General features: G+C 40.7%; 1 protein-coding gene, 2 tRNA genes and 3 rRNA genes (1 of these 6 cut by a window edge). 5 read left to right on the top strand and 1 reads right to left on the bottom strand.

Features of this window, described 5'->3' with window-relative positions; all coding sequences use genetic code 11:
* From ABNT22_RS16300 to rrf, 5 genes are all read left to right on the top strand, one after another.
* Positions 1-962, top strand: a 16S ribosomal RNA gene (locus tag ABNT22_RS16300); it begins 559 nt to the left of the window's first position.
* Positions 963-1,040: 78 nt separating this feature from the next.
* Positions 1,041-1,114 (top strand) — tRNA-Ile (locus ABNT22_RS16295).
* 93 nt (positions 1,115-1,207) lie between these two features.
* Positions 1,208-1,281: transfer RNA gene (locus ABNT22_RS16290), tRNA-Ala, on the top strand.
* 156 nt (positions 1,282-1,437) lie between these two features.
* Positions 1,438-4,305 (top strand): 23S ribosomal RNA (locus tag ABNT22_RS16285).
* A 130-nt stretch (positions 4,306-4,435) separates the two neighbouring features.
* Positions 4,436-4,544: ribosomal RNA gene (gene rrf / locus ABNT22_RS16280) — 5S ribosomal RNA — on the top strand.
* Together the 16S, 23S and 5S rRNA genes with 2 tRNA genes alongside form the textbook arrangement of a ribosomal RNA operon.
* Before the next feature lie 94 nt (positions 4,545-4,638).
* On the opposite strand, the gene ABNT22_RS16275 is transcribed toward rrf, so the two are convergent.
* Complete coding sequence (locus ABNT22_RS16275) at positions 4,639-7,224, bottom strand: phosphoenolpyruvate carboxylase (RefSeq protein ID WP_348717618.1); 2,586 nt, start codon at positions 7,222-7,224, stop codon at positions 4,639-4,641.
* Positions 7,225-7,301: the final 77 nt, after the last annotated feature.

Here is a 7,301-nt window from a genome sequence, read left to right as displayed (position 1 = left end):
CATTGGGTTTAAAGGGTCCGCAGGCGGTCAATTAAGTCAGAGGTGAAATCCTACAGCTTAACTGTAGAACTGCCTTTGATACTGGTTGACTTGAGTCATATGGAAGTAGATAGAATGTGTAGTGTAGCGGTGAAATGCATAGATATTACACAGAATACCGATTGCGAAGGCAGTCTACTACGTATGTACTGACGCTCATGGACGAAAGCGTGGGGAGCGAACAGGATTAGATACCCTGGTAGTCCACGCCGTAAACGATGGACACTAGTTGTTGGAATTATTCAGTGACTAAGCGAAAGTGATAAGTGTCCCACCTGGGGAGTACGATCGCAAGATTGAAACTCAAAGGAATTGACGGGGGCCCGCACAAGCGGTGGAGCATGTGGTTTAATTCGATGATACGCGAGGAACCTTACCAGGGCTTAAATGTAGAGTGCATGATCTAGAGATAGACTTTCTTCGGACTCTCTACAAGGTGCTGCATGGTTGTCGTCAGCTCGTGCCGTGAGGTGTCAGGTTAAGTCCTATAACGAGCGCAACCCTTATCGTTAGTTGCCATCAAGTAAAGTTGGGGACTCTAGCGAGACTGCCGGTGCAAACCGCGAGGAAGGTGGGGATGACGTCAAATCATCACGGCCCTTACGTCCTGGGCTACACACGTGCTACAATGGTATGGACAATGAGCAGCCACTATGCGAATAGGAGCGAATCTATAAACCATATCACAGTTCGGATCGGAGTCTGCAACTCGACTCCGTGAAGCTGGAATCGCTAGTAATCGGATATCAGCCATGATCCGGTGAATACGTTCCCGGGCCTTGTACACACCGCCCGTCAAGCCATGGAAGTTGGGGGTGCCTGAAGTCCGTCACCGAGAGGAGCGGCCTAGGGTAAAACTGATAACTAGGGCTAAGTCGTAACAAGGTAGCCGTACCGGAAGGTGCGGCTGGAACACCTCCTTTCTAGAGAAAGATGGTGAGTTACAAAAGAGGTAATTTACTCTTTGCTGTTAATTTTAAAAAAAAGACTAAGATCTTAATAGTCTCGTAGCTCAGCTGGTTAGAGCGCTACACTGATAATGTAGAGGTCGGCAGTTCGAGTCTGCCCGAGACTACTATTTTAATTAAGGTCGAAGTAAGGAAATTCTAGAAGTTGGGTGAGAGTGTTAAGTAACTTAATCGCTCATGAGGCTCCTCTTACTAGAGAAGGGGAATTAGCTCAGCTGGCTAGAGCGCTTGCCTTGCACGCAAGAGGTCACCGGTTCGACTCCGGTATTCTCCACGAGGTTTTTATAACCTAAAGTTCATTGACATATTGGTAAAATGATATCGTAAAGAATCAAGATAGAGAGTTAGATAAATATCTAACGAATTATTTTTATAAAAATATAAAGAATTATAAAGAGCTCGTTCTAGTGTAATGCTAGAGCAAAAAGTACAATAAGCTAAATAAGGGCGTATGGCGGATGCCTAGGCTTTCAGAGGCGAAGAAGGACGTGATAAGCTGCGATAAGTAACGGGGAGATGCACATAATTTATGATCCGTTAATTTCCGAATGGGGCAACCCGGCATGTTGAAGACATGTCACCGAAAGGAGCAAACCCGGAGAACTGAAACATCTAAGTACCCGGAGGAAGAGAAAACAATAGTGATTCCGTTAGTAGTGGCGAGCGAACGCGGATTAGCCCAAACCTAATTTGTTACGGCAAATTGGGGGTTGTAGGGCTGCGACATTAGAATCTAAGTGAACTAGAATAGTTTGGAAAGACTAACCAAAGAGAGTGATAGTCTCGTATAGGTAAACGAAGAGGATATAGCAGTACCCTGAGTAGTGCGGGACACGTGTAATCCTGTATGAATCTGCCAGGACCATCTGGTAAGGCTAAATACTCCTGAAAGACCGATAGTGAACTAGTACCGTGAGGGAAAGGTGAAAAGAACCCTAAGTAAGGGAGTGAAAGAGAACCTGAAACCGTACGCCTACAAGCGGTCGGAGCACATTTACTGTGTGACGGCGTGCCTTTTGCATAATGAGCCTACGAGTTACTGTTACTAGCAAGGTTAAGGATTTAAGGTCCGGAGCCGAAGCGAAAGCGAGTCTGAATAGGGCGCAATTAGTTAGTAGTAGTAGACGCGAAACCGAGTGATCTATCCATGGGCAGGTTGAAGCTGTGGTAACACACAGTGGAGGACCGAACCAGTTGACGTTGAAAAGTCTTTGGATGACCTGTGGATAGGGGTGAAAGGCCAATCAAACTCGGAAATAGCTCGTACTCCCCGAAATGCATTTAGGTGCAGCGTTGAGTAAAAGTTTTATAGAGGTAGAGCTACTGATTGGATGCGGGGGCTTCACCGCCTACCAATTCCTGACAAACTCCGAATGCTATAAAATGTTTCTCAGCAGTGAGGGCATGGGTGCTAAGGTCCATGTCCGAGAGGGAAAGAACCCAGACCATCAGCTAAGGTCCCCAAATATATACTAAGTTGAATAAACGAGGTGGAACTGCTTAGACAGCTAGGATGTTGGCTTGGAAGCAGCCATTCATTTAAAGAGTGCGTAACAGCTCACTAGTCGAGCGGTTCTGCATGGATAATAATCGGGCATAAGTATATTACCGAAGCTATGGACTTAATAAAGTGGTAGGGGAGCATTCTATATGTGCTGAAGGTGTGCTGTGAGGCATGCTGGAACGTATAGAAAAGAAAATGTAGGCATAAGTAACGATAAAGGGGGCGAGAAACCCCCTCACCGAAAGACTAAGGTTTCCTCAGCGATGCTAATCAGCTGAGGGTTAGTCGGGACCTAAGGCGAATCCGAAGGGAGTAGTCGATGGACAACAGGTTAATATTCCTGTACTTCTTATAAATGCGATGGGGTGACGGAGTAATGAACCCGCCGCGAGCTGACGGAATAGCTCGTTGAAACACGTAGGTATTGGGACTGTAGGCAAATCCGCAGACCTAGCTGAAATGTGATAGTACCACAACTCTTCGGACGCGTGGATAGTGCGGCTAAGAACTTCCAAGAAAAACCTCTAAGCTTCAGTTTATAAGAACCCGTACCGTAAACCGACACAGGTAGTTGGGATGAGAATTCTAAGGTGCTCGAGAGATTCATGGCTAAGGAACTAGGCAAAATAGACCTGTAACTTCGGGAGAAAGGTCGCCCACCTCTGGTGGGCCGCAGTGAAAAGATCCAGGCGACTGTTTATCAAAAACACAGGGCTTTGCTAAATTGAAAGATGATGTATAAGGCCTGACACCTGCCCGGTGCTGGAAGGTTAAGTGGAGTTGTTAGCTTCGGCGAAGCAATCAAATGAAGCCCCAGTAAACGGCGGCCGTAACTATAACGGTCCTAAGGTAGCGAAATTCCTTGTCGGGTAAGTTCCGACCTGCACGAATGGTGCAACGATCTGGATACTGTCTCAGCCATGAGCTCGGTGAAATTGTAGTATCGGTGAAGATGCCGATTACCCGCAGCGGGACGAAAAGACCCCGTGAACCTTTACTATAGCTTCGTATTGACTTTGGATAAGTAATGTGTAGGATAGGTGGGAGGCTTTGAAGCAGCGTCGCTAGGCGTTGTGGAGTCAACCTTGAAATACCACCCTTTGCTTATCTAGAGCCTAACTCAGTGATGAGAACAGTGCGTGGTGGGTAGTTTGACTGGGGTGGTCGCCTCCAAAAGAGTAACGGAGGCTTCTAAAGGTTCCCTCAGCACGCTTGGTAACCGTGCGTAGAGTGCAATGGCATAAGGGAGCTTGACTGAGAGACATACAGGTCGATCAGGTACGAAAGTAGAGCATAGTGATCCGGTGGTTCCGTGTGGAAGGGCCATCGCTCAAAGGATAAAAGGTACTCCGGGGATAACAGGCTGATCTCCCCCAAGAGCTCACATCGACGGGGGGGTTTGGCACCTCGATGTCGGCTCGTCACATCCTGGGGCTGGAGAAGGTCCCAAGGGTTGGGCTGTTCGCCCATTAAAGTGGCACGCGAGCTGGGTTCAGAACGTCGTGAGACAGTTCGGTCTCTATCTGCTGTGGGCGTTAGAAATTTGAGTGGATCTGACTTTAGTACGAGAGGACCGAGTTGGACTAACCTCTAGTGTACCAGTTGTCTCGCCAGGGGCACTGCTGGGTAGCTACGTTGGGAAGGGATAAGCGCTGAAAGCATATAAGCGCGAAACCCACCACAAGATGAGATTTCTTTAAAGGGTCGTGGAAGATCACCACGTTGATAGGCTATAAGTGTAAGTGCAGTAATGTATGTAGCTGAGTAGTACTAATAACCCATAGGCTTATGTACGTAGTCTTCCTCCTTCGGGAGGAAGGACACTCTTTAGAAAGAGTATTTTACGTAAAAACAAACTTGATTTAGATTATCATATTATTTTACCATATGTCAAACATATACAGTTGAAACAACTGAAACAGTTTAAGGTGATTATAGCAATGGGGCTCACCTCTTACCATTCCGAACAGAGAAGTTAAGCCCATTAGCGCCGATGGTACTGCCACTGGTGGGAGAGTAGGTCGTCGCCTTTCTTTTAAACCTCAGTCTTTTATTAAAAAGATTGAGGTTTTTTTTTGCGCTTAATTCAGAGATTAAAGTATCTTAGGCTTATTGTTTACTACTTTACTAAGCTGAGTTTCTGCTTGCATTAATATTTCCGAATAATGATCGGGTTACAATTTTTTCAAAAATCTCCTGTTTTTCAGGATTACTATTTTCTTGTTCTCCTAATTTTTGAATTTCCTTTAAGGCATATTGTTGAATGGTTAATAACGGTAATACAATATGTTCTCTGATATCTATAGAGGCTTTACCTGCTGGTTGATTTTCCATTAAGGTAGTATAACCAGTAAGCTTTAATATTAACCTGTGAGATAATAAATACTCATCGTATATCAACTTCCAGAATTCTCCATATTCTTTATCATTAGCCATATATTTAGTTAAATCGAAGAATGATTTAGATAAAGACATCATACTGTTTTCAATTAAGGTTTTAAAGAAACTCGATTCATTGTATAGTTGAACTACTTTATCGAATTCTCCTTTAGCTTCAAATTGCTTCATAGCACTACCTACACCAAAAAATCCAGGTACATTTTGTTTCAATTGACTCCAGGATCCAACAAAAGGAATGGCTCTTAAATCGTCAAAAACCAAACTAGCAGAGGTATTTCTCTTTGAAGGTCGACTACCAATATTTGTTTTTGCATAATATTTAAGTGTGCTCATTTTTTCCAAATATGATAAAAACTTAGGATGAGCTTTAAAATCACTATAAGTTTGATAACTAATAGTTGCAAGTTCATTCATAACTGAAATATTATCATCGGTCATCAACTCATTAATACCATTTAGTTTATTACTAATTCCAGAACTAATTAATTGCTCCATGTTGTATTGAGACGAATCTAACGTTCCAAAATTTGAACTAATGGTTTGTCCTTGAATGGTTAATTGAACTTCTCTATCCTCGATATTTGGACCTAAAGAAGCATAGAATTGATGAGTCTTTCCTCCACCTCTTGCTGGTGGTCCTCCACGACCATCAAAGAATATCACGGTAATTCCATATTTTCTTGACATTGCAGTCAATGCTTCTTTAGCTTTGAAGATTGACCAGTTAGCCATTAAATAACCACCATCTTTAGTTCCATCACTAAAGCCAAGCATTATGGTTTGTTTTTGACCTCTTTTTTTAAGGTGGTTCATATAGGAAGAATTAGTATATAATTCTTCCATTACTTTAGGGGCATTTTTAAGGTCTGTAATCGTTTCAAATAAAGGAACGATATCAACAGTTAACTGATCATTAAAAGCTGCTAATTTGAGCATTGCGTACAATTGCATAACATTCAATGATGTTTGATTGTTACTTATGATATATCGATTTGCAGCTGCTTCTCCGTTTTTGTCTTGAATTGTCTTGATAACCTGCATGGTCTTCATGGTTTTCAAAGCAAATTCATCTTTAATAATATTTAAATCAAAAGTTCCTTTGATTTCAGAAAGTATTTTTATCTGTTCAGTTTCTTCTAAATCATGATAATTATTTGGAAAGATTGTTGAATTGTGTTTATTTAAGGTATCTACTAAAATGGTAAAGACATTATGATGTTGTCTACTATCTTGTCTTATATCCAGATTAGCAAAATGGAATCCGAAAAGTTTTATTTTATTTAAGAGACTTTTTACTTCTTTTAGATATAGTGATTGATGTTCATTAATTAGGATATCCTTAATATTAAGAAGTTCTTGTTCTAAAGATTTTAATGAAATTGAATTAGTATCTTTTTTCAGAATGATCTCGTACAATTTTCTTTCTAAACTAATGATGCGATCTTCTATACCAGCAAAAGTTAATTTTCTTTTGAGAAGTCTAATATCACGATAATAATTTTTAATAATAGCTTCTTTGAGTTTCTCAGAGACTTTTAAGGTGGTTTCTGGCGTAACAAAGGGATTTCCGTCTCTATCTCCTCCAGGCCAGAATCCTATGTTGATAACGTCATTTTTTAAATCTTCAGACTCTGAAAAAATGTTTTCTTTTATATAGTCATAGATGTTTCCAAAAGAATGATAAAATACATTTTCTAAGTACCAGATTAGACTAATTGCTTCATCATAAGGAGTAGGTTTACTTTGTCTGAAAAATGGTGTTTTTCCTAACTGAGCCAAGAGCTGAGTAATTTGTTGTAAATCATTGTTTTTTATAGCCTCTGATAAAGCTGTAATAATACCAAGAACAGATCCTGGGTAAAACTGTGTTGGATGTGCAGTTAAAACAATTCTTACTTTAAAGTCTTGTAAAAAATCTTTTAATTGCTCCATTTTGTTATTAGAGGAAGCAAATTCTTTTAAATTTCTCAAAGTACCTATTCCGTCCATGTTATTTACAATAGGAAATGCGGCATCCTCAATAGCGTCAAATAAAACGACTTGTCTTTCGATATATTGAATAAATCGGAAAAGTAAATTTATTTGACTTTTTTCATCTCTTCGAGCTTGATATTTTTCAAAAAATGTTTTTACAATAGTAGTGGGATCATCTCCTTGACTATATCCTTTCTTACAGGTTTCGTGAAATAGAGGTAGGAGTACACCTGTTTTTGTAATGCTGCTAAATGGCAGCGTCATAAAAATACTATTGTATATTTTATATTTAGCCTCTACACTCTCTTCAAATCTTTTTATTTTAGGTAGTTTGGACATTGTATTTTTTTTAATACTGAAAATTAAAAAACGTTTTGCAAGAATTCTCATATAAAATGAAAATTCTATGAAAACGT

This window comes from Tenacibaculum sp. 190130A14a (assembly GCF_964048965.1).
GTDB lineage: Bacteria > Bacteroidota > Bacteroidia > Flavobacteriales > Flavobacteriaceae > Polaribacter > Polaribacter polynesiense.
This window is presented reverse-complemented; position numbering and strand designations above follow the sequence as displayed.

Excerpts from the sequence above, each read along its gene's own strand:
- ABNT22_RS16275 (WP_348717618.1), bottom strand. The coding sequence starts at position 7,224 with ATGTCCAAACTACCTAAAATAAAAAGATTTGAAGAGAGTGTAGAGGCT.